Annotated in this window: 23 protein-coding genes; 16 read left to right on the plus strand and 7 right to left on the minus strand. The window is 58.7% G+C overall.

Translation table 11 applies throughout. From position 1 onward, the window contains the following. The first annotated feature begins 243 nt into the window (after window positions 1–243). The 7 genes from AC5SEO_RS22710 to AC5SEO_RS22740 all read left to right on the plus strand — a co-directional run bounded on the left by AC5SEO_RS22710 (window position 244) and on the right by AC5SEO_RS22740 (window position 8,037). The gene (locus tag AC5SEO_RS22710; RefSeq protein WP_495364032.1) at window positions 244–981 is read left to right on the plus strand and encodes a carboxylesterase family protein; all 738 of its coding nucleotides are present in this window, start codon (window positions 244–246) and stop codon (window positions 979–981) included. A 211-nt stretch (window positions 982–1,192) separates the two neighbouring features. Then, window positions 1,193–2,263 carry a LacI family DNA-binding transcriptional regulator gene (locus AC5SEO_RS22715; RefSeq protein ID WP_112391515.1) on the plus strand — a complete coding sequence of 357 codons (1,071 nt, stop codon included), beginning with the start codon at window positions 1,193–1,195 and terminating at the stop codon, window positions 2,261–2,263. Window positions 2,264–2,268: 5 nt separating this feature from the next. Beyond that, window positions 2,269–3,870, plus strand: coding sequence for an FAD-dependent oxidoreductase (locus AC5SEO_RS22720; protein ID WP_495364086.1), 1,602 nt, complete (start codon window positions 2,269–2,271; stop codon window positions 3,868–3,870). Window positions 3,871–3,919: 49 nt separating this feature from the next. Next, window positions 3,920–5,191 carry an ABC transporter substrate-binding protein gene (locus AC5SEO_RS22725; protein WP_495364033.1) on the plus strand — a complete coding sequence of 424 codons (1,272 nt, stop codon included), beginning with the start codon at window positions 3,920–3,922 and terminating at the stop codon, window positions 5,189–5,191. Between the two features lie 10 nt (window positions 5,192–5,201). Continuing rightward, window positions 5,202–6,134 carry a carbohydrate ABC transporter permease gene (locus AC5SEO_RS22730; protein ID WP_004431155.1) on the plus strand — a complete coding sequence of 311 codons (933 nt, stop codon included), beginning with the start codon at window positions 5,202–5,204 and terminating at the stop codon, window positions 6,132–6,134. Continuing rightward, on the plus strand, window positions 6,124–6,966 hold the full coding sequence (locus tag AC5SEO_RS22735; protein WP_495364034.1) for a carbohydrate ABC transporter permease: 843 nt from the start codon (window positions 6,124–6,126) through the stop codon (window positions 6,964–6,966). Before AC5SEO_RS22730 ends, AC5SEO_RS22735 begins: the two co-directional genes overlap by 11 nt. Before the next feature lie 18 nt (window positions 6,967–6,984). Further along, window positions 6,985–8,037 carry an ABC transporter ATP-binding protein gene (locus AC5SEO_RS22740; RefSeq protein ID WP_025594969.1) on the plus strand — a complete coding sequence of 351 codons (1,053 nt, stop codon included), beginning with the start codon at window positions 6,985–6,987 and terminating at the stop codon, window positions 8,035–8,037. A 108-nt stretch (window positions 8,038–8,145) separates the two neighbouring features. On the opposite strand, the gene AC5SEO_RS22745 is transcribed toward AC5SEO_RS22740, so the two are convergent. The 4 genes from AC5SEO_RS22745 to AC5SEO_RS22760 are packed head-to-tail and all read right to left on the minus strand — an operon-like array spanning window position 8,146 to window position 11,636. Then, a complete protein-coding gene (locus tag AC5SEO_RS22745; protein WP_025594968.1) occupies window positions 8,146–8,883 on the minus strand; it encodes an ABC transporter ATP-binding protein in 738 nt (245 codons plus the stop codon). Then, window positions 8,880–9,725, minus strand: a complete 846-nt coding sequence (locus tag AC5SEO_RS22750; RefSeq protein ID WP_025594967.1) for an ABC transporter ATP-binding protein — start codon at window positions 9,723–9,725, stop codon at window positions 8,880–8,882. Before AC5SEO_RS22750 ends, AC5SEO_RS22745 begins: the two co-directional genes overlap by 4 nt. Next, window positions 9,712–10,611, minus strand: coding sequence for an ABC transporter permease (locus AC5SEO_RS22755; RefSeq protein WP_495364035.1), 900 nt, complete (start codon window positions 10,609–10,611; stop codon window positions 9,712–9,714). Before AC5SEO_RS22755 ends, AC5SEO_RS22750 begins: the two co-directional genes overlap by 14 nt. Then, complete coding sequence (locus AC5SEO_RS22760) at window positions 10,608–11,636, minus strand: ABC transporter permease (protein ID WP_004431168.1); 1,029 nt, start codon at window positions 11,634–11,636, stop codon at window positions 10,608–10,610. Before AC5SEO_RS22760 ends, AC5SEO_RS22755 begins: the two co-directional genes overlap by 4 nt. A 205-nt stretch (window positions 11,637–11,841) precedes the next feature. On the opposite strand from AC5SEO_RS22760, the gene AC5SEO_RS22765 reads away from it, so the two are divergent. The 9 genes from AC5SEO_RS22765 (at window position 11,842) to ligD (ending at window position 23,860) form a co-directional block, all read left to right on the plus strand. Then, on the plus strand, window positions 11,842–12,555 hold the full coding sequence (locus AC5SEO_RS22765) for a FadR/GntR family transcriptional regulator (protein WP_004431172.1): 714 nt from the start codon (window positions 11,842–11,844) through the stop codon (window positions 12,553–12,555). 67 nt (window positions 12,556–12,622) lie between these two features. Beyond that, window positions 12,623–13,603 carry a mannonate dehydratase gene (locus AC5SEO_RS22770; RefSeq protein ID WP_111803163.1) on the plus strand — a complete coding sequence of 327 codons (981 nt, stop codon included), beginning with the start codon at window positions 12,623–12,625 and terminating at the stop codon, window positions 13,601–13,603. Between the two features lie 116 nt (window positions 13,604–13,719). Continuing rightward, entirely contained in the window at window positions 13,720–15,258 is a 1,539-nt protein-coding gene (locus AC5SEO_RS22775) for an ABC transporter substrate-binding protein (protein WP_370953851.1), read from the plus strand. Between the two features lie 245 nt (window positions 15,259–15,503). Further along, the gene (locus tag AC5SEO_RS22780) at window positions 15,504–16,607 is read left to right on the plus strand and encodes a hypothetical protein (protein ID WP_495364036.1); all 1,104 of its coding nucleotides are present in this window, start codon (window positions 15,504–15,506) and stop codon (window positions 16,605–16,607) included. A gap of 185 nt (window positions 16,608–16,792) precedes the next feature. Continuing rightward, window positions 16,793–19,132 (plus strand): bifunctional diguanylate cyclase/phosphodiesterase, encoded by a 2,340-nt coding sequence (locus tag AC5SEO_RS22785; RefSeq protein WP_495364037.1) that lies wholly within the window; start codon window positions 16,793–16,795, stop codon window positions 19,130–19,132. A gap of 207 nt (window positions 19,133–19,339) precedes the next feature. Next, window positions 19,340–20,233, plus strand: a complete 894-nt coding sequence (locus tag AC5SEO_RS22790; protein WP_495364038.1) for an SDR family oxidoreductase — start codon at window positions 19,340–19,342, stop codon at window positions 20,231–20,233. A 19-nt stretch (window positions 20,234–20,252) separates the two neighbouring features. Continuing rightward, entirely contained in the window at window positions 20,253–20,537 is a 285-nt protein-coding gene (locus AC5SEO_RS22795; RefSeq protein ID WP_112191993.1) for a hypothetical protein, read from the plus strand. Then, complete coding sequence (gene ku / locus AC5SEO_RS22800) at window positions 20,534–21,364, plus strand: non-homologous end joining protein Ku (RefSeq protein ID WP_495364039.1); 831 nt, start codon at window positions 20,534–20,536, stop codon at window positions 21,362–21,364. Before AC5SEO_RS22795 ends, ku (AC5SEO_RS22800) begins: the two co-directional genes overlap by 4 nt. Window positions 21,365–21,367: 3 nt before the next feature. Next, entirely contained in the window at window positions 21,368–23,860 is a 2,493-nt protein-coding gene (gene ligD / locus AC5SEO_RS22805; protein ID WP_495364040.1) for a DNA ligase D, read from the plus strand. Window positions 23,861–23,863: 3 nt separating this feature from the next. On the opposite strand, the gene ku (AC5SEO_RS22810) is transcribed toward ligD, so the two are convergent. From ku (AC5SEO_RS22810) to AC5SEO_RS22820, 3 genes are all read right to left on the minus strand, one after another. Then, a complete protein-coding gene (gene ku, locus AC5SEO_RS22810; protein WP_441360670.1) occupies window positions 23,864–24,655 on the minus strand; it encodes a non-homologous end joining protein Ku in 792 nt (263 codons plus the stop codon). Between the two features lie 97 nt (window positions 24,656–24,752). Beyond that, complete coding sequence (locus AC5SEO_RS22815) at window positions 24,753–25,757, minus strand: inorganic phosphate transporter (protein WP_495364041.1); 1,005 nt, start codon at window positions 25,755–25,757, stop codon at window positions 24,753–24,755. Continuing rightward, window positions 25,757–26,401, minus strand: coding sequence for a DUF47 domain-containing protein (locus tag AC5SEO_RS22820; RefSeq protein ID WP_111827917.1), 645 nt, complete (start codon window positions 26,399–26,401; stop codon window positions 25,757–25,759). The genes AC5SEO_RS22815 and AC5SEO_RS22820 overlap by 1 nt, the downstream gene beginning before the upstream one ends. Window positions 26,402–26,445: the final 44 nt, after the last annotated feature.

Below are 26,445 nucleotides of genomic sequence, written 5' to 3' on the forward strand. Positions count from 1 at the left end.
TTCAAAAGCACTCTTGTTGCAATGATTAGCAAAAACTCAAACAGCAGGCCAGAACAAATAATGAACGCATGTCTCTTTCCTCCACACTGCGGTGGACAAACCTGGTTGATCGATATTCGCAGCCTCAATCGGGTTCCGCATGGCGTGTTGACCGGCATGCTTTTCAAACCACTGAACCAACCCGACGGCTGATGAGTTCACCAGTCGCGTCTTGGAAGACGTGTTTGTTGGGAGGACAAAAGCATGAAGCATCTGAAACTATGCCTGATCGCTGTTGCGGCACTGGCCACATCGACATTTGCCTTTGCCGAGCAGAAGGCCATGAGGTCTGACGCCACGATCGCGTCGGATATCAATTATCTGCTTTATACGCCCAAAGACTATGCCGGTTCGGACAAAACCTATCCTCTCGTGGTCTGGCTGCATGGCGGCGATCAGGGCGGGAGCGACGTCGAAAAGCTGCGCCGCAGCGGTCTGCCAAAATTGATCGAAGGGGGCCGTGATTTTCCTTTCATGGTGTTTTCGCCACAAAATCCGAATGAGGAACTGCTTTATCCGATCGAGCGCGTCGAAAGCGTCCTGGCTTCCGTTGTGGCGGATCATCGGGTGGACCGCAGCCGTATCTACCTGATTGGATATAGCCGGGGAGGGTTCGGCGCCTGGTCAATGGCCGAGCAGTTTCCACAAACTTTTGCTGCAGTCGTCCCAATTGCCGGTGGCGGCATCCGCCATTACCTCAACCGCACCAATGAAAAGACAGCATTCTGGGCCTTTCACGGCTCAAGGGACGAGGTGATTCCTTTGTCCGATACTGTTGTGCTTGTTCAGCGTCTCCAGGAACTGAAACGCAATGTGCGGCTGACGGTTTTTGAAGATACGAACCATGAAGAGGTGGAGGCAAAAGTGCTCGGCGATGAGGCGATGTGGACCTGGCTTCTCCAGCAAAAGCTTGCAGACGCAAAGACGCCTTCGGCACCCTGAACCCCCAGCGGGCACCGTTTTACCGCTGGTATGGAAGCCCACAACCCAGCGCGGCCGTCATAAGTCCGGGCTGGCCGCCTCATAAGCCTTCGTCAAAACATCTCTCCGCAAGCGTGTCTTTCGCCTCTTGACACAGAGTAGGGAAGTCGTGCTAATACGCATTAACAGATAATACGTATTAGCAGTCAACGAGTGTCGGGGAGGGCATTGCGTGACCAGCCATAAACGGCTTACTCAGAACGATATTGCGAAGCTTGCCGGCGTCAGTCAGGCAACAGTATCGCTTGTTCTGAACGGCGCGCCGACCGCGATTGCGCGTATCCCGGCTGAAACACGCGAACGCGTACAGGCGGTCATTCGCAAGACGGGTTATGTCGCGGACCCGATCGCGCGCCGCATGGCCAAGGGGCTTAATCGCATCCTCGGCGTCTTCACCTACGAGCCTGCCTTTCCAAGCGCACAGGCGGACTTCTTCACGCCGTTCTTGTTGGGTATCGAGGAAGAGGCGCAGCAGCAGGCGTACGATCTTTTGCTGCTGACCAGTGCCGGCGTCGGCAACAACCGCAAGATTTTTTCCGAGGGCAACAGGCTCCGGATCGCCGATGGCTGCCTGGTCCTGGGCCGTGAATTCGACCGCAAGGAGCTTACCCGGCTGGTCTCGGAAGATTATCCATTCGTGGCGATCGGCCGACGCGACGATGCTGGCGGGCCCGTGCCCTATGTTGGCGGCGACTATGCCGCGGGCACACGGCAGCTTGTTGAAGATGCCATGATGCTCGGGCATTCCAAACTCGCCTATATCGGCCCTGCGGGTCCGGCGGAATCGATTGCCGACCGCTGGCGGGGTTTCAGTGATGCGCTCGGCACGGCGGCGACACTTGCCTTGCACATAAAAGCGGTAAACCGGCCTGCCGAAAAGATCCTCGACGCGATCATCGAAAGCGGCGCGACGGTGGCATTTTTTATAGAATTGGCGGATGCGGTGCGCGTCGAGACTTTGGCACGGGAGCGCGGAATTGGGGTGCCCGACGTGTTTTCGATGGTCGTGCTTGGCAGCCATATTCGTGCCGGCCGCAGCCCGGTGCGTTTCACATCCTATGAAATTCCCCGTGAAGAGATGGGCCGGCAGGCGACTTCAATGCTGGTGAACCGCATCGAGACCGGCAGCCCGGGAAGTCAAATTCTGCTCAAGTGCCAACCCGTCAAGGGTGAAACATTGGGGCCGGCTCCAGTGGCCTCCCCAGATAAGTCCCCAGTCAACAAAACGGATGAGACGACGTGAAAGAGATGCAAGCAGACATTCTTGTGGTCGGTGGTGGCCTAGGCGGCGTGGCGGCGGCCCTCGGTGCCGCACGCGCCGGAAAGCGCGTGATCATGACCGAGGAATATGACTGGATCGGCGGTCAGCTGACCAGCCAGGCCGTGCCATCGGACGAACATAGCTGGGTCGAGCAGTTCGGTATCACCCGCTCTTATCGCGCACTACGCAACGGCGTGCGCCAATATTACCGCGACCATTATCCTTTGACGGAAGGCGCCCGCTCCTGGAGTGACCTCAATCCGGGTGGCGGCTGGGTCAGCCGCATCTGCGCCGAGCCGCGCGTCAGCCTTGCGGTGATGGAAAGCATGCTTATGCCCTATATCGGTGCCGACCGGCTGACGGTGCTCAAGCCCTATCGGCCGGTTGCTGCTGATGTGGACGGCGATAGGGTCCGCGCGATCACCGTGCGGCATCGCGACAGCGGAGCGGAGATCGTCATTTCCGCCGACTACATTCTTGATGCCACCGAGCTTGGCGATCTGTTGCCGATGACGGGCACGGAATATGCCAAGGGGTTCGAGGCGCAATCGGACACGGGTGAGCCCAGTGCGCCGGCCAGCGCCCAGCCTGATAATGTGCAGGCGGTGTCGATCTGCTTTGCAATCGATCATGTCGACGGCGATCAGACGATCGACAAGCCCGATAATTACGACTACTGGCGCAAGTACCAGCCGCATTTCTGGGGTGGGCCGATGCTCGGTTTCACCGCGCCGCATCCGCGCACGCTGGAACACACGACCCGCTCCTTCACGCCCAATCCGGACGACGATCCGTTGCTGGTCGATGCCGACCAGCGCAAGGGCGGTGGCGATGAAAACCTCTGGATTTTCCGTCGCATCGCGGCACGCAAGAACTTTGCGCCAGGTTTTTATAAATCCGACATCTGCCTCGTGAACTGGCCGATGATCGACTATATGGACGGCACCATCATCGATGTGTCGGAAGAAGAAAAGACGCGGCATCTGAAAGCGGCGGCCGAACTTTCCTATTCGGTGTTTTACTGGTTGCAGACCGAAGCGCCGCGCCTTGATGGCGGACAGGGTTTTCGCGGCCTGCGTCTCAGAGGCGATATTACCGGCACCGAACACGGCCTTGCCATGGCGCCCTATATCCGGGAAAGCCGCCGCATCAAGCCGGTCACGCGCATCGTCGAACAGGATCTTTCCTACACGGTTCGCGGTGACAGGGGGGCTGTCCGCTATCGCGACAGCATCGGCATCGGCATGTACCGCATCGATCTGCACCCATCGACCGGTGGCGACAACTATATCGATGTGCCTTCCTGCCCGTTCGAGATTCCGCTTGGCGCACTCATACCCGAGCGCGTGAAGAACCTTATTCCGGCGGGCAAGAACATCGGCACGACGCATATCACCAATGGCTGCTACCGCCTGCATCCAGTCGAATGGAATATCGGCGAAGTGGCTGGAATGCTGGCGGCCTATTGCCTGGAAAAAGGTCTCACACCGCATCAGGTGCAGGAAGACGATGACCATCTTCATGCCTTCCAGACGGCGCTGACCCGCGAAGGCATCGAAATACGCTGGCCGGATATCGCGGCCTATTAGGACGGCGGACTGTCGTTCGATCGAACCCATCTTTGGAGGAGGACTGGGAATGAATAGTCATTGGAAAATGCAAACCACGGCCTGCGCGCTGGCCCTTATCGGCTCGTTTGCTCTGGCAGGGGCAGCGGCGGCACAGGATGCGGTCAAGCTGCGCATGACGATCTGGAGTGCCAACGAGGCGCATCTAAAGCTGTTCAACGACATCGCAGCCGGCTTCAAAAAGGACCATCCGAATGTCAGCGTGACCTATGAGTCCCTGCCTTTCGACACCTATACCACTGCGTTGACGACCCAGATTGCGGGCGGCAACGCCCCTGACATGGCCTGGATTTTCGAGACCTCGGCCTATGATTTCGTCAAATCAGGAGCGCTTTATCCGCTCACCGACACGCTGAAGGCCGCACAGGGTTACAATCTCGACGAAGTCAGCGCCGGGGCCATGGAACGCTGGTCGCAGGACGGAAAGCTCTTCGCCTATCCGTTCTCGACCTCGCCCTTTGCAGTCTTCGTCAACAATGATCTCATCAAGGCCGCAGGTGCAAAGACGCCGGCGGAGATGATCGCTGCCGGCGAATGGACCTGGGAAAACGCCATCGCGACCGCCTCGGCGGTCTCGAAATCCGGCAAGGGCGGGCTTGTCGTCCGCGACTTCAATTACCAGAGCTGGCAATATCTGACCTCCGTGTGGAACGGTTGGGGCGCATCGCCCTGGAGCGCGGATGGCGCAACCTGCACCATGTCGGAAAAGCCGATGGCGGATGCGGTGTCGTTCATCCATGACGCCATCTTCAGCAAGAAGGCCATGCCCGGCCCCGGCGAGACGGTCGATTTCTTTGCCGGTAATGCCGCGATGACCATTACCCAGATCAGCCGGGCCTCGCTTTTGCCGAAGGACAAGCCTTTCGGCTGGGACCTCGTGCCGCTGCCAAAGGGACCTGCCGGTGAATACGCGCTGATCGGACAGGCCGGCATCGGCGTCATGCAGTCCGGCAAGAATGCGCAGACGGCGGCCGAATTCGTTGCTTACATGACCAATCCGGAAAATTCGGCAAAGCTCAGCCAGTTCTTCCCCTCGGCGCGCAAGTCGCTGTTGAATGCGGAGGTGTTGAAAAAAACCAATCCGCTGCTCAGCCAGGAACAGATCGAAAAGGTCGTCATATCAGGCATCGCCACGGGCAAGGTCATGCCCGGCCACACCGGCTTTGCCCAGATACAGCAGATCGTGCGCTCAAACCTCGATGCGGTATGGCGGCCGGAGGCCGATGTCGCGGGAGCGCTTCAAAAAATCTGCGGCCAGATCGCGCCGCTCCTGAAGCGCTGAGGAGAAAGCCATGGCTGTCGCGCAGGAGATTACCCGTCCCCGGCATCGCCCTGCATCGGCGTTCTGGACCATCGCGCGGCGCGACAGTCTCGCTGGCTTTCTGTTCATCGCCCCGCAGCTGATCGGGATCATCATCTTCGTGCTGATCCCGCTCGGGCTAGTGTTCTGGTATTCGCTGCATGAGTGGAACGTGCTCGCCAATACCTTCACCTATACCGGTGCGCAGAACTACCGGATGCTCATCGAAGACGGCAATCTTCTGGAGGTGCTGGGCGCGACCGGGATATTCTCAGCCGGCCTCGTCGTGTTCAACCTGTCGCTGGCGCTGCTGCTTGCCGTGCTGCTCAACCAGAAGCTTGCCGGCATTGCGATATTCAGAACGCTGTTCTTCTCGCCCGTCGTCGTGTCTCTGGTTGCCTGGACGATCGTCTGGGGTTTCCTGCTGCAGAAGAACGGCGGCATCAACGGCATGTTGCTGATGGTCGGCATCGAAGGCCCCAACTGGCTGCGCGAGGAGACGACAGCGATGATTTCGGTCATCGTCGTACAGGTCTTCAAGAATGTCGGGCTCAACATGATCCTGTTCCTGGCGGCACTTCAGGGCGTGCCGAAGGAACTCTACGAGGCCGCCCGCATCGACGGTGCGCCAGCCTTCAAACAGTTCCGTCGCATCACCCTGCCGCTGATCAGCCCGACGATCCTGTTGACCTCGATCATCACCATTGTCGGCTCGTTACAGGTTTTTGCTCAGATCGCGGTTTTGACCCAGGGCGGGCCGGGTCTGTCGACCACGGTGCTGGTCTACTACCTCTATCAGCAGGCCTTCCAGTTCCATTTCTTCGGTTACGGCTCGACGCTGTCCATCCTGCTGTTTCTGATCGTTGCCGTGCTGACCTTTGCCCAGTGGCAGATGCGCAAGAGGATCGTCTTTTATGAAAGCTGACCTTTCCCCCCGCATGCAGGTGGCGCTCTACGGGTTGCTGTGCGTGCTGCTTGTCCCCTTCGTCTTTCCAACCTGGTGGATGGTTACCTCGTCCATCAAGCCCATCAGCGACATCTTCGCCTTCCCACCGCAGCTCATCCCGCAGAGCCACGACTGGACGACCTATGCGAAGGTGTTCGAGTTGCAGCCCTTCGTGCGGCAATATTGGAACTCCGCCTACATTGCCGCTGTGGTGACGATCGGCACGATGATCATCTCCTCAATGGCAGGCTATGCCTTCGCACGGATCCGGTTTCCGGGCGCCAATGTGATCTTCATGATCGTGCTGCTTGGCCTGCTGATCCCGTCCGAAGTGACGATCGTGCCGCTCTTCCAGATGTTCCTGAAGGCAGGCATGGTCAACACCCACTGGCCGCTGATCCTCGTGCCGATTTTCGGGGCGCCAAGCGTGTTTGCCACCTTCGTCATGCGGCAGTTTTTTGTGACGCTGCCGGGAGAGCTGGAGGAGGCCGCACGCGTCGACGGTCTTGGACGTTTCAAGATATTTCACAAAATTGCCTTGCCCTTGGCAAAGCCGGCGCTTGCTTCGGTCGCGATCTTTACGTTCCTGCATTCCTGGAACCTGTTCCTCGAACCCATCGTCTTTCTCTCCAGCGCCGAGATGTTCACGCTGCCGCAGGCGCTGACGCAATATACCGACGCCTATGGCGGGCCGATGTGGAACATCCAGCTTGCCGCAGCGACGCTGACTGCGCTGCCCGTGCTCATCGTCTTCGTGATTGCCCAGAAGCAGTTTGTCGAAGGCCTCGCCCATACCGGCCTCAAGGGCTGAAGAACCGGAAACAGATTGATGGCTCACGTTACTCTCTCCGACATCCGCAAAAGCTATGGCGCGGTCAAAACCATTCACGGCATCGATCTCGCCATTAAGGACGGCGAGTTTGTTGTGCTTGTCGGGCCTTCCGGCTGCGGCAAGTCGACCCTGTTGCGGATGATAGCCGGTCTCGAAACGATTACCGGCGGTGAGCTCAGGATCGGCGAACGGGTCGTCAACGATCTCGATCCCAAGGACCGCGATATTGCCATGGTGTTCCAGTCCTATGCCCTATATCCGCATATGACGGTGGCCAGCAATATGGGCTTTTCGCTAGAGCACCGCGGCTCGAGCAAGCAGGAAATTGCTGAAAAGGTGAACTGGGCAGCGGATATTCTTGGCCTTGCGCAGCTGCTCGACCGTTATCCGCGCCAGCTTTCCGGCGGCCAGCGCCAGCGCGTTGCGATGGGCCGGGCCATTGTTCGCAATCCGCAGGTGTTCCTGTTCGATGAGCCCCTGTCAAACCTTGATGCGAAGTTGCGCGTCGTCATGCGCGGCGAGATCAAGGCACTGCACCAGAAGCTGAAGACCACCACGATCTATGTGACGCACGACCAGGTCGAGGCGATGACGATGGCCGACAGGGTCGTGGTTCTCAATGGTGGCAGGGTCGAGCAGATCGGCACGCCGCTCGAACTTTACGACCGCCCGGCAAATCAGTTCGTTGCGGGCTTCATCGGTTCGCCATCGATGAACTTCCTGACCGGCACGATAACTGAAAGAGGTTTTGAAACCGCAGGTATCGTGTTGCCCTTGCCAGTTTCCGCGGCCGGCTTTGCCGGCAAACAGGCCGTTTACGGCATCCGCCCGGAACACTTCCTGCTTGATGCCGGCGGCGTGCCTGCCGAGATAATGCTGGTTGAACCATTAGGATCGGAAACGCAGGTCACCATTAAACTCGGCGATACCAAGGTGCTCGGCGTCTTTCGGGAACGCATAGGGCAGGCAGTCGGCGACAGCATCATGGTCTCGCCGACGCTTAACAGCGTCCATCTGTTTTCGAGTGAAGACGGAGCACGGCTGAACTGATCACGGGGCCATCTGCCTCTTGCGCGGCCCGACGGCCTGATCGACTACTGGACTGCCAGGGAAAACCTCGCAGTCCAGCTGTTCCCATGGCTCACCCCATGACGGCTTTCAAAGGAAGCTGCTCTCGAAGAGTTCGCCTGAATACGCCGCGTGGGTGATGCCCGCTTCAAGATCGGCCTTGGTCAACTCATCGACAAAAACGCCATTCTGCATGACCAGAACGCGGTCGCACATATGGGCTATAACCGACAGGTCGTGGCTGACGAGAACGAAGGTGAGGTTCTGCTCGTCGCGCTGATCGGCCAGCAGGTTCAGGATTTCCGCCTGAATGGAGACGTCGAGAGCGGATGTCGGCTCGTCGAGAAGCAGGATCGGCGGCTCGAGGATAAGCGCGCGGGCGATCGCAACACGCTGACGCTGGCCTCCGGACAGTTCGTGCGGGAAGCGCTCGGCAAAATGCGCTGGCAGGCCAACCTGCTGCAGCGCGGCCGGAACCTTCGACCAGCCGTCACCAAGCCCCATGGAGCGGATCGGTTCGGCAAGAGCCCGGCCGATGCGGTGGCGTGGGTGCAGGGAACCATAGGGGTCCTGGAACACCATCTGCGCCAGCTTCAGCTCGTCGCGGCTACGGACTTTGCCCACAGGCTTGCCTTCGAAAGAGATCGATCCGGTCCAGCCGGATTCCAGGCCGGCAAGCGACCGCAGCAATGTCGACTTGCCGCAACCGCTTTCGCCAACGATGCCGAGTGTCTCGCCTCGGTTGACCCGAAAGCTGACGTCGCGCACGACATGATTGCGGTTTTCCTTCGTGCCGTAGACGACATCAAGCTTGTCTACCGTGATCATCGCATCACCTCCGCATCGATTGCCTGGCGATCCAGCACCTTGAGGCGCCGGACCGGATTGCGGGGATCGGGCATGGCCGCGATCAGGCCCCGTGTATAGGGGTGTTGCGCATCTTCGAGCTTGGAAAGCGTCTCCACGACGCGTCCGCCATACATGACCAGCACACGTTCGCAAAAGGCCGCGACCATGCGGATATCGTGACTGATGAGGATGAGGCCTGAATTGTTTTCGCGCACCATCTCGTCCAGAAGCAGAAGGACATCCTTGCGGACGCTGACATCGAGTGCTGAGGTCGGTTCGTCGGCGATGACCAGCTTTGGTTTGGCAAGCAGCATCATGGCGATCATCACGCGCTGTCCCATGCCGCCTGAGATCTGGTGGGGATAAAGCCCCATGACGCGGTCAGGATCGTTGATGCGCACGCGCAGCAGCATGTCGCGCGCGGCATTTCTGGCGGCCTTGCCCTTGAGGGCCAGATGCAGCTCGGCCGCTTCCGCCACCTGCTTTCCGATCGGCAGGACCGGATTGAGGGAGTAACGCGGATCCTGCATGATGAGCGCCATCTCGCTGCCGCGGATCGCACCCATCTGGCGCTCGGATTTTTCAAGCAGCGGTTCGGAGAGGAAATCCATCCGTTCTGCCGTCACCGTGGCGCTCTTGGGCAGAAGGCGCATGGCGGCACGACCGGTCGTGGACTTTCCGGACCCGGATTCGCCGACGATACCGACACGCTCGCGTCCGACGTCGAAGTTGACATTGGAGACGGCGGGGATGGCGTTGCGGCCAAAGCGAACGTTAAGATCGCGGACCGAAAGAATGGGAGAGCTATCAGGAACGGGCATGACGCGGATCCAGTAGGTCGCGCAGCGTATCGCCAGCGATGTTGAAGGCAAGGCTCGTCAAAAGGATCGCGATGCCGGGCATGACGGCGACCCACCAGTAATCGAGCATGAATTTACGGCCGCTGGAAATCATCGCCCCCCATTCGGGAAGCGGCGGCTGCGCGCCAAGACCGAGGAAGCCAAGCGAGGCGGCCGTCAGGATGATACCGGCCATATTCAATGTCAGTCTGACGATGACCGAAGGAATGCACATCGGAGCGATATAAAGAAACAGGATGCGCATCGGCGAGGCCCCATAGAGGCGTGCGGCCGCAACATAGTCGGTGTTGCGCACGACCAGCGCTTCGGCCCGCGCCAGGCGCGCGATGGGCGGCCAGGCGGTCAGCGAGATCGCGATGATTGCGGTACCGAGACCGGCTCCCATTGCAGCAGCAAAGGCAAGTGCCAGAACGAGCGAAGGGAAGGAAAGGACAATATCGGTCGCGCGCATCAGAATGGCGTCGGTTCTGCCGCCGAAGAAACCGGCCATGACACCGATTGCAAGGCCGATAGGGCCGACGATGACCGAGACCGACAAGACGGTCTGGATCGTGATGCGGGTGCCATAGACGAGGCGGCTGAAAATGTCTCGGCCAAATTCGTCGGTCCCCGCCAGATGCGCCCAACTGGGAGGTTGAAGCGCATTGTCGAGCACCTGGCGCACCGGATCATATGGCGCAATCAGGGGAGCGAAAATGGCAACCACGACCAGAATGGCGAGAATGGCAAAGCCGAACATTCCAAGCGGCTCGTCGCCAAGCTTCCGCAGCGTCCGCACCGTCGTTGTGGATATCCGAGACAATGCGCTGCGGCTCCGCACGGGAGTGTTCTGAGTTATATCGGTCATCGAGCGACCTCCCGTGTCCGCGGGTCAAGCGTGGTGTAGGCCACGTCTGCGAGGAAGTTGAGCATCATAAAGATGAAGCCGATGACGATGGTGGCTGCGAGGATCGCATTCATGTCACCGATAAGCAGTGCATTCGTCATGTATTGTCCGATGCCGGGCCAGGAAAAGACGATTTCGGTCACAACGGCGCCTTCCAGCAGGTTGCCATAGGAGATGGCGAGAACGGTGATCAGCTGCACCGCGATATTCGGCAGTACATGGCGGGTTACGGTGCGCGCCGGGCTGACGCCTTTCGCACGCGCCGCAATCACATAATCCTGGCTGAGCTGTTCGAGGGTGAAGGCGCGGGTCATGCGGGTAATGTAGGCCATTGCCATATAGGCAAGGATGATCGCCGGCAGCATGATATGCGCGAGCGCATTCCAGAAAATCTCTGTCTCACCTGCGAGAAGAGTGTCGACCAGCATCAGCCCTGTTCTCGGCTCCACGAGGCCTTCGTAAAAGACGTCCACGCGACCGGGCCCGGCGACAAGGTTGAGATTCGCATAAAAAATCACGAGCCCGACGATACCGAACCAGAATACGGGTATCGAATGCCCCACCAGCGCAAAGACACGTGCGAACTTGTCGATGAACGTGTCGCGAAACAGGGCCGCGGCGAGACCGAGCGGGACGCCGATGACGGTGGAGATGATGATTGCCAGCGTTGCAAGCTCAAGCGTCGCCGGGAAGGCTTGCGCCAGGTCCCGCGTTACCGGGTTCCCGGTCAGGATAGCTATACCGAAATCGCCGTGCAGCAGGCCGCGGAGATAGATGAAAAACTGCTGGTAGAGAGGGAGATCAAGCCCAAGCCGAGCCCGCATGGCTTCATAGGCTTTGGGATCTGCAAGCTCACCGACGATTGCCCCGACCGGATCGGTCGGCATCACCCGGCCAATGATGAAGGTGATGCAGAGCAGGATGAAGAGGCTGACGACAAGTTGCAGGAAGCGATGTCCAAGGCCGCGCAATGAAATTTCAGTCATCGCAAATCGCACTTCCACGAGAAAACGCTGTCAGCGATGCCACTTTTTGAACGGCTCGCCGCAGACGAGCAATTCTACCCTGCAAAAACTTTTGATGGTACTTCATCCCAACTCCTCCCTGAGCTAACATGAAAACATATGACGTAACGCCACGTCATCATATGAGTAACGAAGGGATTCGTTTTCTGCAAGAGGGAAGAGTGGCATGATGGGCGATAGGGAAAAGCCGCGGGAGCGGCGGGCACAACAGATCATCGATAATCTCAGTGCAGAAATTCGCAGTGGAAAACTGAAGAACGGCGATCAGCTTCCCACGGAACCGCAGCTTGAGCGCACCTACGGCGTGAGCCGCACAGTGGTTCGCGAGGCGATCGCGGATCTGCGCTCTTCCGGCTATGTCATTCCCATCCATGGCAAGGGCGTGTTCGTCAGCAATGTCAGCGAGTGGGCGGGTGTGAAGCTGACGCAATCCGAAGTTGGCACAATTGCAGAAACGCTGGAAATGCTTGAGTTTCGACTCGCAACCGAAGGCGAAGCAGCGGCAATTGCCGCCTATCGCCGCACAGCCCAGCAGGAAGCGGCGATTTCCGCAGCCCATCGGAAAATGGGCCGGGCCATCGATGCGGGCGAAAGCACCGTCAGTGCCGATTACGAGTTTCACACGGCCATTGCGATAGCGACCAACAACCGGTTCTATCTCGAGGCACTGCGCCAGTTCGGGTCACGCTCGATACCGCGCGGTCAGTTTCCAACCCTGCCGGAGACGGGCGACGCGGATTATCTGCGCAAAGTGCAGGCCGAGCATGAGGCAATCCTGCGCGCCATCGTAGAGCAGGATCCGGATGCCGCGCGGAAAGCCATGCGCGATCATATGCTTGCGAGCCAGCGTCGATACAGGTTGCTTTCCGAGGCGCAATAGCATCTCGACACTCATCTTATTTCGTGCGATGTCATATGATGACTAGCATGGAGTGAGGAGAGAATCGATGTATGTCGGCACCCAGGTGACAGCGCGCGATGACGAGGATTTCAAGGTTTGGGCGCAGCTTGGCGTCAAGAATATCAACGCAGATCCGCCTGGTGCACCCGCAAGCTGGACCTTTGAGGATTTTGAGCGCCACCGTGACAAGGTCGAGAGCTTTGGCCTCGTGCTCGACATGGTGCAATTGCCTTTGCCATCAAGGCCGATCGAACAGGCATCGTTTCCCGATATCCTGCTTGCCGGGCCAGAACGCGACCGGCAGATCGATGCCGTCTGCAGAATGATTGAGGATATCGCCAGGGCCGGCATCCCGGCGGCGAAATACAACCTCAATCTCATCGGCATCCCGCGCACTGAAATGGAGCGTGGGCGTGGTGGTTCGCTCAATGAAGCCTGGCGATGGGACAAGGCGGACCATGACGCGGCTCCGGGCCTTGCCGGTGTTCTATCAGAGGACGAAAACTGGGAACGCATCGACTATTTCCTCGAACGCGTGGTGCCGGTTGCCGAAAGCAACAAGGTCCGGCTCGCCTGCCATCCGCATGACCCCTACACCCCGCCCGGCTACAAGGGTGTCACCCGGGTGCTCGGCACCGTCGAGGGCCTGAAGAAATTCGTGCAGATGCGGGAAAGCCCCTATCACGGCCTGAATTTCTGCCAGGGATCGATCGGCGAGATGCTCGACAATCCGCGCGAGGAGATCGACGAGATCATCCGCTGGTTTGGCAGCCGCGACAAGATATTCAATGTCCATTTCCGCAACATCAGCGGCGGCAAGCTGTCTTTCATGGAAACGTTTCCCGACGAGGGTGACATGGACATGGTCCGTTCGCTGAAGCTCTACCATGAACTCGGCTATCGCTACATGATCATGCCCGATCATGTGCCGACGATTGCGGGCCGCGATCCCGTCGGTGTCGCCTTTGCGTTTTGCTACGGCTACATCGCCGCGCTCATCGAGGCGCTTAAGAACAACCATCTTTGACTGTTTCAGGCCGGTGGGCGCACGTGGCGCTGCCGGCTTGCAATTACCGATCTGTAGGAGGAGCAGGTATGAAAAAATCAATGATCCGTCTCGCATTCACCACCGTTCTGGGCGCCATGCTGGTGCAGGCGTCGCCGGTGGCAGCCAAGACCCCCAACGACCAACTCGTTGTCGGGACATCGCTGGCCCAGGTGCTGTCGCTAGACCCCCATCAGGCTACCGAAGCGAAAGCCAACGAAATCATGGCCAATCTTTACGATCGGCTGATCTCGGTTGATGGCTCGGGGAAGGTTTCGCCGCAGCTGGCAGAGCGCTGGGAGACAGATGACAAGGGCATCACGTTTCATCTTCGCGCTGCCAACTTTGCGTCGGGCAATCCCGTTACCTCCGCAGATGTGGTTTATTCGTTCAGCCGCCTTTTGAAGATGAATCAGGCGGCGGCCGCCAACCTCAAGCGCGTTGGTTACAACGCGGAAAATGTCGACAAGCTGGTGAGCGCCCCGGACGAAAAGACCGTCCGCATCGAACTGTCGGGGCAAACGACATCCGAACTGCTGCTCTATCGTCTGGCGATGGTCATTGCCAGCGTTGTCGACAGCAAGGAGCTCAAGTCCCATGAAGTTGACGGCGACTGGGGCAATGCGTGGCTGAGAACAAATTCCGCCGGTTCAGGCCCCTTCACCCTCAATCGCTGGTCGCCGAACGAAATCATCATTCTTGAGGCCAACAAGGACTATGTGGCTGGCAGCCCGAAAATGCGTCGCGTGATCGTGCGGCATGTACCGGAAAGTCAGGTGGAGCGCCTGATGCTGGAGCGAGGCGACATCGACATTGCCAGCGCGCTGACGGCATCCGACCTTGCGACCTTCAACAACAAGGAAGGTTTTCAGATCCAGCGCGTGCCGACGGGTGGTTTCTACGTCCTGTCCATGAATGCGGGCAAGGAGCCTCTTTCCAACCCCAAGGTTCGCGAAGCAATTGCTTACGGCATCGACTACAAGGGAATGGAAAAGACCATCATGGGCCCCTATGGCAGGGCGCGCACGGTGCCGGTTCCGGAGAATTTCGAATATGCCATTCCAAGCCCCGACTGGAAGCTTGATGTCGAGAAAGCGAAATCTCTTCTGAAGGAAGCCGGTTATGAGAATGGCTTCACGCTTAATCTGAAGACAATTGCCCAAACGCCGCGTATCGATCTTGCTACGGCCATCCAGGCATCGCTCAGCCAGGTCGGTATCAAGGTGAACATTCAGCAGGGTAACGGTTCGGACGTGATTGCCGCTCACCGTGCGCGGGACTTCGATCTGCTTATTCCGCAGACGGGCGCATATATGCCCAACGTCCTCGGCTCGATGGAGCAGTTCTCCAGTAACCCCGACAACTCGCTTGCTGCCAACAATGCCGGCAATTTCGTCTGGCGCTCTGCCTGGGACATTCCGGAGCTGACGGCTCTGACCGCAAAGGCTTCCCTTGAGCCCGATGCCAAGAAACGTGGGGAAATCTACACCCAGATGCAGGAAATGTTCGTCGCGCAGAAGCCAGCGGTTCTGCCTCTCTTCGAGAGATACGAGCCGATCGTTTTGACGTCGCGCGTCAAGGATTATGTCGGTCACCCAAGCCAGACGACGCGACTGGAAAACGTGACGAAGCAGTGACTGCAAACCACTAGACGGAAAACATGTGACGGGCGGTGAATTTACCGCCCGTTTTTTTGTGGGTCCCTCGACTGCTTGCTGGCCAATTAAGACAGGGCCGCCGTGCGAACTATTACGCCCGCATCCTTGAATTCTTGGGGTTTTCGCGATGGCTCTAGCGGGTTAGACCGTGCAGCGATCGACTCTTTCCCAGAGCGGGATTCCCAAACCCCGCTCGCTCACATTCCATTAAATGCGTTGGCACCATGAGCTTCCCACAGATAAAACTTCCCGCAAGGCCGCTCAGTTTGAAGCGCGGTGTCATTTCGGTACCGGCGGCCTATTATTTTTCCATTCCCGTGCTGCTGGTGATTACAGTCGTCCTGCTCGTGGCCGAAGGCCCGGGTGTGTTGCGCGACTATCAGATCAGCCGCTACCCGCTGGAGATCGAAAGCGGCGATATCAACGGCAGTTGCAAGACCCGCAAGGCGATCTTCACGAATTGCGAAGCGGAGCTTTCCTACGAGCATGGCGGTGTGAGCTACAATAAGGATGTCGAGGTCATGTTCGTCGATTTCCATTCCGGCGACTATGAAACCGGTCTGGTCATTTCGGCGAAAAATCCCGAACTTGCAACGATTTCACTTGGCCTCGATATGCTCTGGAACCGGATCATAACCCTGGGCGTGTTCGTTGCCCTGCTCGGTTTCGGCTGTTTCGCGCTGCTGCTTACACTTATCCGCACCTTGCGGGCTCGTCTGCGTCTGCGGCACCCGGCGCCATTGACTGTTATTCCGGTGGCGCTGACGGCGGTCGCCGAAAAACGCAGCCGTCTTTTCGTGACCTATGCCGATACGGTCAGGGAAGGGAAGACGAAGAGGCAATCCTTTACCTACTTGGAGAGAGGGCGAATCCCGGTCGTCGTTGGCCACACAGGCAAACACGATGTCGCACTGGCGGTCTGGCACGGTGAAACCCCGCTGCCCGTTCTGCTTGACGATCAGCTGGAGCGAATTGACCTATCGGAACTGGAAAGAGCGGAAGCACTTGCCTCGCTCGAACCGGCGCTTGCGAACCGTGGGCAGGAGGGCGTATCCGCCCCCGGCGCGGCGGTGACAAAGGCCCCAAGCCTTGCGCGACGGCTGGCAACGTTCGTTGCAATTGTCGCCTTTATCGTCGTTGCAACCTTGGGGTACTGGCTGTGGTACGTCACCAGCGCGCCTTCGCAATTCAACTCTCCGGGCATGGACCTCAACAACATGATGCCCGCGGCGCTCAACGAGTGGGGCTGCGCGCGTCTGCAGGAGCGTTTTGCTGATGGTCCGGCACCTTTCGGTTGTGCCGGGGACGATTTTAGAAGCTGGAAATAAAGGCTTTCTCTCTTGGCGTTTATTGGGCCGGTCGCAAGAGCTTGATGGGCTGGCGCGTCGGCCCGGCGTCTCCTGGCTCTTTGTCGATGAGATCGATCAATTATCCAAAGTTGCATTAGAGATTTATAAATAAACCAACTCCATAGTGCGATCGTGGGCGGTTCTCGAGGCTGGGAGAGTGCATCATGTTCACGGTTCTGGAATGCGTTGCGGTACAACACGATCATGCGATCGTGCTGCTTGCAGCGGTTATTTGCCTGCTTGGCATGCATGCTTTTTTCCATTTGTTGTTGCGTGCGGAAGAAAGCCCGGCTGGCCGCAAGCCTTATTGGGTGCTGGTTGCCGCCTTTGCAGCGGGGCTCAGCGTCTGGGCCACGCATTTCGTTGCCATGCTTGCTTATAAGGGTTCAGTCCCGATCGGCTTTGATTTCCAGTTCACGGCGCTGTCGGCGGTTCTGGCCGTTCTGGGGTTCTGGCTGGCGCTCAGGGCGCGCTCGCAGGCGAGCTACAGTCCCGTTATCGTCGGAACGCTGGTTACCCTTTCGGTTGCCGTCATGCATTTCGTCGGCATGGCGGGCATGGATGTGGCCGCTACGATCAGCTATCGCTGGGCCCCCGTTTTGGGCGGTTTTGCCGTTGCCTGGGTATTTTTTCTGCTGGCCTTTTTCCTGTTCCTTCGCTCCGCCGCATGGAAACGCATCGTCATTCCGGCCGGATGTTCGATCTTGGCAATCTGCGCTTTGCATTTCACCGCCATGTCGGCCACGATCCTGTCGCCGGATCCGTCCGTCGCTGGCCCGGATCCCGACAATCTCGCCAGAGTGATCATGATTGCTGCCGTTTCGGGCGTGACTTTCCTGGTCCTCGCAGCCACTGCCACCGCCGCTCTCGTTGACCGTTACCTTGTCGATCTCAAGGGGCTTGTGGATGCGACGCTGGATGGTCTTGCCGTGGTCCGCGATGGCCGCATTGTTGAGCTGAATACCCGTTTTGCCGGGCTTGTCGGCAGTGATGAGGCATCGCTGATGGGTAAAAATCCAGATGATCTCTTCAAGGCCATGGACGGACAGCCCACCTATCTGCCGCGCCTCGCGCCGGTTGAGGCAATCCGCGAACGCAGCGACCGGCCGCAGGTGTTCGAGCTTGCCGTCCGCACCATCGAGTATCGCGGCCATCCTTGCGAAGTGCTGGCCATTCGCGACCTGACGGAAAAGCGGGAGGCGCAAAGGGAGATCGAATATCTGGCCCGCCACGATGTGCTGACCGGCCTTTCGAACCGCACCATGTTCCAGACGCGGCTGCACCAGCAGATCGAACATTGCGACGCGGAGGATGAGTTTGCCTTGCTGGCGCTCGATCTCGACCGGTTCAAGGCGGTCAACGACATTTTCGGCCATGCCGAGGGCGACCGGGTGCTGAAAAAAGTTGCGACCATCCTCGATGAATGCGCAAGGCCGGGAGATATCGTCGCCCGTCTCGGGGGCGATGAATTCGTTATCCTGACTGCCCGGCACACCAAATCGGAGGAGGCACGTCTGCTTGCCGAGACAATCCTTGCCATGTTCGGGTTGAAAATGAATGCGGCCAACGATCCGACCGCTGTCGGCGTCAGCATCGGCATCGCCGTCTTTCCGCGGGACGGGAACAGCAACGAAAGCATCTTGCACGCCGCTGATCTGGCGCTTTACCGCGCCAAGATGGGTGGGCGCGGAATATTGTCCTTTTATGATCCCCTGATGGATCAGGAGGCCCGCGAGCGCCGCCAGCTCGAAACGGATCTGCGGCTCGCCATCAACCGCAACGAATTGGTGTTGAACTATCAACCTGTCCTTTCCGTCGAATGTGGTCAGGTCGTCGGTTATGAGGCGCTGGTACGCTGGCAGCATCCGACTAGGGGTGTCGTACCTCCGGATGTCTTCATTCCGATTGCAGAGGAAAGCGGGATCATCATCTCGCTCGGCGAATGGGTGCTGCGCGAGGCCTGCCGCCAGGCGAGCACCTGGGCGCCGCACCTGAAAATCGCTGTCAATGTTTCACCATTGCAGTTTTCGCTCGCAAATCTCGGCCATGTCGTCTGCACGGTTCTCATGCAGTCCGGCCTTTCGCCGAACCGGCTGGAACTCGAGATCACCGAAGCCGCGTTGCTGAAGGACCGCAAGGCGACGCTGATCATCCTCAACCAGTTGAAGGCGCTGGGTGTGGCCATCGTCATGGATGATTTCGGCACCGGTTATTCCTCGCTCAGCAACTTGCAGAGCTTCCCCTTCGACAAGATCAAGATCGACCGCAGCTTCATCGCCGCCATGAGTGAGGATGATAATGCCCGCGCCATCGTGCGCGCGGTGATCGGCCTCGGTCGCAGCCTCGATCTGCCAGTGACGGCGGAGGGTATCGAAACCGACGCGCAATATCGCATGGTTGTCGATGAAGGTTGCGCGCAGGCGCAGGGTTATCTCTTCGGCAGGCCGGATGTGGCTCCTGCCGCGGCGGCAAGCACTGGCAAGCGGAAGAAACATTCCGTCTGAAAGAGGAGTGCGGCGGCGTGGTGCCGTCGTAATTCCATTCTCCTACGCCAATGGAACGAGAGCGAACGCAGATCGTTAGGATTGTGTGTGGTGCGTCCGTGTCGCCACCGCCGCAGCCGGCGGCAGACGACAGCCCTGACCTTCCGATGATGAATTCGCTGGTCATGAGACGCACCAAGGATGGAATTCTATCTCTGGGAGAAACCAATGACAGACCGCCTTGAGCCGCAGGACCCGCGCAACCAGTATCCGCGCCCGCCCTTTTCAACGCCGACTCAGGAAATGCCGGGGCTGGTCACGAACATGATGCCTTTCCCTGATCATGGTGAAAAGACCTATCGCGGCAGCGGCAAGCTTGCCGGGCGGAAGGCGCTCATAACCGGCGGTGATTCCGGCATCGGTCGCGCCGTGGCAATTGCCTTTGCGCGAGAGGGTGCAGATATCGCGATATCCTATCTGCCGGAGGAAGAATCGGACGCCGGAGAGGTGGTAGCACTTATCGAAGCGGAAGGCCGCGTGGCGGTCGCCTTACCCGGAGATATTACCGATGAGGCATGGTGCCGCGAACTGGTTGAAAAAGCGGTAGGTGATCTCAACGGCCTCGATATTCTTGTGATCAATGCCGCAAGACAACAATATCGCGAGGGTATCGCCGAGCTGTCGACTGAAGATTTCGACCGCACGATGAAGACCAATCTCTACGCGCTGCACTGGATTGCGCAGGCCGCCGTTCCTTACCTTGAGCCCGGATCGTCGGTGATTACCACCGCATCTATACAGGCCTATGAGCCGTCTCCCATTCTTCTTGATTATGCCACTACGAAAGCCGGCATCGCTGCCTATACGAAAGCGCTCGCCAAACAGCTTATCGAAAAAGGCGTGCGGGCAAATGTTGTCGCGCCTGGTCCGTTCTGGACGGCTTTGCAGCCGAGCGGCGGGCAGCCGGACGAGAAGGTCAGGAATTTCGGTAAGGACAGCGATTTTGGCCGTCCAGGCCAGCCTGTGGAACTGGCACCGGTCTATGTGCTGCTGGCTTCGCAGGATGGCAGCTTCATCAATGGCGAGGTCTATGGTGTGACCGGAGGCCGGGGCATTGCCTGATCGGCTTTGAGGACTTGACATGAAACGACAGACAGAACGTTCAGACAGAGATGTGAAGCCCTTCGATGTCCGCGACCGGCTAATACTGGCGCTTTATGCGCAGCTGAAGGCCGAGCGGCAAACGCGCGAGGCTATGGAATGGGTCATCCGCAATGGCGGGCTTTCGCCGGAGGTGCTGGAGGCGATGGCATCCGACCCTGTGCCGGTGCTGGCGGAGGCGGACGTTCCCGCTATCGAGCGCATCCTTGCTGCGGACCGGGGCAGAGGCCAATCCTCTCAAGACGACCATGGGCGGCCATCATGAACCGGAGAGCGAGCTGGAAGGGTCATCTGACATTCGGCGATTTCACCTGTGAAATCGGTCTTTATTCCGCGCTCACTTCATCGGAAAAGATCTCCTTCAACATCGTCAACCGAAAGACCGGCCATCGCGTTGAACGGCAATATGTCGATAGCGATACCGGCGACGCTGTCGACCGCGAGGATCAGGTTAAGGGATATGAACTCGACAATGGCGACCATATCGTCATCGAGGGAGATGAGATCGCAACGCTGATGCCGGAAAACGACAAGGTCATCCGCATCAGGCATTTTCTGAGCCACGACGAGATCGACAAGCTCTATTTCGATAAGTCCTATTATCTGGCGCCGACGCAGGAAGGTGGCGAAGAGGCTTTGACGCTGCTGGCAAAAGCCATGGACGACGAGAAGGTCTTGGCACTTGGCGAAGCGGTACTCTTTCGCCGAAACCGCGTGCTGTTGATCCGTCCAAGCGGCAAGGCGCTCGTGGCGACGACCTTGAATTTCGGCTACGAGGTTCGCTCGCAAACCACCGTTTTCAAGTCCATTCCCGATATTCAGTTCGATGAAGAGATGCTTGAACTCGCCGGTCACATCATCGGGAAACGGGCAGGCACATTCGATCCCGCGGAATATACCGATCGTTACAATGATGCGCTGGCGGAACTGGTGAAGGCGAAGATCGAGGGCAGGGAAATCAGCAAACAGCCGCCGCGCAAGCAAGATAACATCATCGACTTGAAGGAGGCTTTGCGCCGCAGCGCCGGTGACGGCGACAGCGGAAAATCTACCGCTGGTGCGGGGCGCAAATCCTCCCGGAAAGCGAGCTGATCCATGGGTTTGCAGAGCTATAACGCCAAGCGCAGTTTCGACAAGACGCCGGAGCCGAAGGGCGACAAGGTCGATGCGCAGGGATCGAGTTTCGTCATACAGAAGCACGATGCCCGCCGGCTGCATTACGATTTCCGGCTGGAGATGGACGGCGTCCTTAAAAGCTGGGCGGTAACCCGCGGGCCGAGCCTTGACCCTGAGGACAAGCGCCTTGCGGTGCACGTCGAGGACCACCCTCTAAGCTACGGTGACTTCGAAGGCGTAATCCCGAAAGGTCAATATGGCGGCGGCACCGTCATTCTTTGGGATCGTGGTGTCTGGCGCCCGATTGGCGACGCGAAGAAAGGCTACCGCAAAGGCCATCTCGAATTTGAACTGGAGGGCGAAAAGCTTAAAGGCCGCTGGCATCTTGTGCGTATGCATGGAAAGCCCGGTGAAAGCCGTGAAAACTGGCTGCTGATCAAGGGCGACGACGAAGAGGCAAGGCATGATGGCGGCGCCGATATTCTGGAGGAGCGGCCGGAATCCGTGAAGACTGGCCGAAGTGTTGAAGAAGTTGCCGCCAAGCCGAAGGACACCTGGAATTCGAAGCCCGTATCGAAAAAGACCGTTAGTTCTTCCTCGGGCAAAAAACAGGCGCATGCCCTGCCGAAAGGTGGCCGCAAACAGGCGCTCCCATCCTTCGTGCCGCCGGCACTTGCGACGCTGAAACCCAAGCCACCGGAAGGCTCCCGCTGGCTGCATGAGATCAAGTTCGACGGCTATCGCCTGCAGGTCCGTATCGACCACGGCAAACTCCAGCTTCTGACCCGTAGCGGACTGGACTGGACCGAAAAGTTCGGCGATGCCGTGGCGGGAGCGCTCAAGTCGCTGCCGGCCGAAACGCTGATGATCGACGGCGAAATCGTGGTGGAACGGGACAGCGGCGCCTCGGATTTCTCAGCCTTGCAGCAGGACTTGAGCGAAGGGCGCAGCGACCGCTTCGTTTTTTATGCGTTCGATCTCCTATATCTGGATGGCACGGATTTGCGCGGGGCGGCGCTGACGGATCGCAAGGCGCTACTGGAAAAGCTGCTGCCCGCCAGCAACCCACATCTTCGCTACAGCGAACATTTCGAGGAAAGTGGCGGGCTTGTTCTCGATCATGCCTGCCGCCTCAGCCTCGAAGGCGTTATCTCCAAGGTCAAGGACAGCAAATACGTCTCGGGCCGCAAGGGTAACTGGGTGAAATCCAAGTGCTCGATGCGGCAGGAATTCGTTATCGGCGGCTATACGCTTTCCTCCGCGTCGGACCATGCCATCGGCTCACTGGCGCTCGGCGTTTGTGAGGAAGGCAAGCTGCGTCATGTCGGCCGCGTCGGCACCGGCTATACCGCTGACATTGCCGAAATGCTGCTTGGCCGCCTGAAACCGCTCGGCATCGATGATAGCCCGTTCGGCGAAAAGCTCACGGCACTTGCGCGCCGCGACCTGCATTACGTCAAGCCGGAACTGGTTGCAGAAGTGGAGTTTCGTGCCTGGTCCGTAGATGGCAATCTGCGCCATGCATCATTCCGCGGCTTGCGGGAAGACAAGCCGGTGGGTGAAATCGAACGCGAGGATAAAGCAGTGTCGGAACAAGGGACGCCGCAGTCAAAGATCAAGTTCACCCATCCGGAACGGCTTTATTGGCCGGACGATGGCGTGACCAAGGAAGGGCTTGCCGATTATTACACCCAGGTCTGGCGCTATATGGCCCCCTTTGTCGTTAACCGGCCTCTGGCGCTGCTGCGTTGTCCTGAAGGGATCGATGGTCAGCGCTTCTTCCAGAAACACGCCTGGCGCGGTGTGAACAAGGCGATAGAACAGATCAAGGATCCGAAGGACAAGGGCGGGGAACCGCTTATCAGGATTACGGATTTCGATGGCATGATGGCCCTGGTCCAGTCCGCTGCGCTTGAAATTCACCCATGGGGGGCGACAACCGCGAACTGGGAAAAGCCTGACATGATCACCATGGATATAGACCCCGGCGAGGACGTGTCATGGCAGGAGGTAATCGGCGCGGCACTGGAACTGAAGCGGCGTTTCGAAGATGCCGGTCTGGCCGCTTTCGTGAAAACCTCCGGCGGCAAGGGGTTGCATGTCGTGGCACCCTTGAAACCGGAAGCGGGATGGCCGGCCTTGAAGGCCTTTGCAAAGACCATGGCGGATGACATGGCCAAGGCGGAGCCGGAGAAATATCTTGCGGTGGCAACCAAAGCGAAACGCCAAGGCCGCATCTTCCTCGACTATCTGCGTAATGGCAGGGGCAATACGGCTGTTGCGCCCTATTCGACACGTGCCCGACCCGGAGCCGCCATTTCAGCGCCAATCGAATGGGCGGAACTCTCAGATGAGATAGGTCCGGCACACTTCACGGTCAGCAATATCGGCGCGCGCCTTTCTGCCCTGAAGAAGGATCCATGGGACGGCTTTTTCGCTGCCGCGCGACCCCTGCCGAAAAAGGCCCGATGAGCGTCAGCCTTTCTTGTCCGAGGCAAGGCTTTTCTTCAAGGCATCCATGATGTTGATGACATTGCCGCCGGTCCGGGTTTTCGTGCCGGTCTTCTTTTCCGGGGAAGATACGGTCTTGCTCTTGGTTTTTAGCAAAGCGCTGATCTTTTTCTGGATCGGATCCTGCACCAGCGCCGGTTTCCATCCCGTCATCTGTTTGCCGATGCGTTTTTCCATCGCGTCCAGCAGCGGCTTTTCGAATTTCATCTTCGGATCCAGCGCGTCGATGCTTTCGCGCACTTCCTCGCCATAGTGCAGGGTCCACAGAATGATGCCCTTGCCTGACGGTTCCAGCAGAACCGCTCTTTCGCGGCGATAGAGAACAAGCCGCGCAATGCCGACAACGCCGTTTGCCCGCATGGCTTCCCGGATCACGCTGAAGGCTTCCGTGCCGATCTTGTCTTCCGGGCGCAGGAAGTGCGGCCGGTCGTACCATATCCAGTCGATAGAACCTGTGGGTACGAAGGTCTGGATGTCGATGGTGCGGGTGCTTTCGAGCGCGACCGCATCGATCTCGTCATCCTCCAGCAACACATAATTGTCTTCGGCGCGGGGAAAACCCTTCACCTGGTTCTTTGCGGCCACCGGCTTGTGGGTAACGCTGTCGACATAGCGGCTTTCGACGCGATTGCCGGTTTTGCGGTTGAGAACGTGGAAGCGGTATTTGTTGCTTTCGGTCGTGGCAGGCGTCAGCGAAACTGCGGCCGTCACCAGCGACAGCTTCAGATAGCCCTTCCAGAAAACCTGCCGTGCCATGATCCGCGATCCGCCTTGTCGCCTGTTGTCTCCCGGATTAACAACCACAGGGTGGCTTTTGTTCCGGGAGCTTTGGCAGAGAGGGCGGGACTCTGTCTCAGCCGAACAACGATGTAAGACCATAGACAGATGCGGATATCAGGGCAGCGGCCGGCATGGTCACGACCCAGGCAATGACGATATTGCCCGCAAGGCCCCAACGCACCGCCGAGACGCGACGCGCGGCACCGACGCCGATGATGGCGCCGGTGATCGTATGGGTGGTGGACACCGGAATGCCGAGCCACGTCGCGCCAAAAAGTGTCAGCGCACCGCCGGTTTCGGCGCAGAACCCCTGCATCGGGTTCAGCCTGGTGATTTTCGAACCCATAGTGTGCACGATGCGCCAGCCGCCGAAAAGCGTACCGAGCGCCATGGCCGACTGGCACGAGATCACCACCCAGAACGGCACGTAGAAGCTCTCTCCAAGATGCCCCTGGCTGAACAGCAGCACAGCGATGATGCCCATGGTCTTCTGTGCGTCATTGCCGCCGTGGCCGAGCGAATAGAGCGAGGCGGAAATGAACTGCATGATGCGGAAGGTGCGATCCACGGCGAAGGGCGTCTGGCGGACGAACAGCCAGGAGACGGCAAGCACCAGCAGCAGTGCCAGGAAAAAGCCGATGGCCGGCGACATGAAGATCGCGCCCACGGTTTTCAGAAGACCCGACCAGACGATGGAATTGAAACCGACCTTCGCAAAGCCCGCACCGACGAGACCGCCGATCAAGGCATGTGACGAGCTGGAGGGAATGCCGAAAATCCAGGTGACGATATTCCAGACGATGGCGCCCATCAATGCCGCGAAGATGACCTGCGGGGAGACGATGGCCGGATCGATGATGCCGGTGCCGAGCGTTTCGGCCACATGCAGGCCGAAGAACAGGAAGGCGATGAAATTGAAGAAGGCCGCCCATGCCACCGCATATTGCGGGCGCAATACACGGGTGGAAACGATGGTGGCGATGGAATTTGCGGCGTCGTGGAGACCGTTCAGAAAATCGAAGAACAGCGCGATGGCGATAAGGCTGACAAGCAGCGGCAGTGCAAGCGCGACATCCATCAGACGTTCTCGATAACGATGCCGCTGATCTCGTTCGCCACGTCCTCGAAGCGGTCGACGACCTTTTCGAGTTCGCCGTAGATCTCGCTGCCGATCATATAGGCCATGGCATTGCCGGTCGCACCATGGCGCCGGAAGAGGTCCTTCAGGCCCTGGTCATGAAGCTCGTCGGAGCGCCCTTCGACGCGGGTAACCTCTTCGGCAATCACTGACAGGCGCTGGGCATTGGTGCCAACCTTTTCCAGAAGCGGAATAGCTTCGGCGACGAGGCTTGCCGCACGCACGATCTCGTGGCCCATCTCGCGCATCAGCGGGTCGAATTCGGTTTGCTCGAACAGCCGGATCGTCTTAACGGTCTTGTGCATCATGTCGATGGCGTCATCCATGGACTGGATGAGGTCCTTGATATCGCCACGATCAAAGGGCGTTATGAAGCTGCGGCGCACCGCAAGCAGAACGTCGCGGGTAATATCATCCGCCTGGTCTTCGAGGGCGACGATAAGGTCGCAGTTTTTCTCGACGTCGACGCCGCTGAGAAGTTGGTCCAGAGCTGCGGCGGCTTTGACGACCGTTTCCGAATGTTTGCTAAACATGTCGAAGAAACGGTCCTCGCGCGGCATCAGCTTGCGAAAAATGCTCATCATGCGAATTGGCCCTCAATGGCGCTTTATTAGTTGTGGGGGGTGAT

It is taken from the genome of Agrobacterium sp. K11, from assembly GCF_059429395.1.